Below are 402 nucleotides of genomic sequence, written 5' to 3'. Positions count from 1 at the left end.
GGCGAACGCCTCGTCGCCGAAAGCGCCGACAACCGTTATCGCAGCTACATCTACGAACCCGGCAGCTTCCGCCCACTGGCCATGCTCGACGGCGAAGGCCCACGCAAGGCCACGCCGTTCTACTACCAGCTCGACCACCTCGGCACCCCGCAGGAACTCACAGACTACAGCGGCGAGATCATGTGGTCCGCCAAATACCGCGCCTACGGCAACCTCGCCACACTCGACATCGCTGAAATCGACAACCCGCTGCGCTTCCAGGGCCAGTACTTCGATGCGGAGACGGGCTTACATTACAACCGGCATCGCTACTACAATCCGGGGACTGGACGGTTTCTGACGCCAGACCCGATCAAGCTGGCGGGTGGGTTGAATAACTATCGGTATGTGCCTAACCCTACG

General features: G+C 60.9%; 1 protein-coding gene. It reads left to right on the top strand.

Annotation, left to right across the window (positions count from 1 at the left end; genetic code table 11):
• Window positions 1-402, top strand: a 402-nt coding sequence (locus tag JL015_RS27585) for an RHS repeat-associated core domain-containing protein (protein ID WP_201020690.1), incomplete at both ends; no start/stop codon positions are given.

The sequence above is a fragment of the Pseudomonas cichorii genome (genome assembly GCF_015471405.1).
GTDB classification, from domain to species: domain Bacteria; phylum Pseudomonadota; class Gammaproteobacteria; order Pseudomonadales; family Pseudomonadaceae; genus Aquipseudomonas; species Aquipseudomonas serbiensis.
Note: the sequence above shows the minus strand (reverse complement) of the source record. Positions and strands in the feature narration are given on the sequence as shown.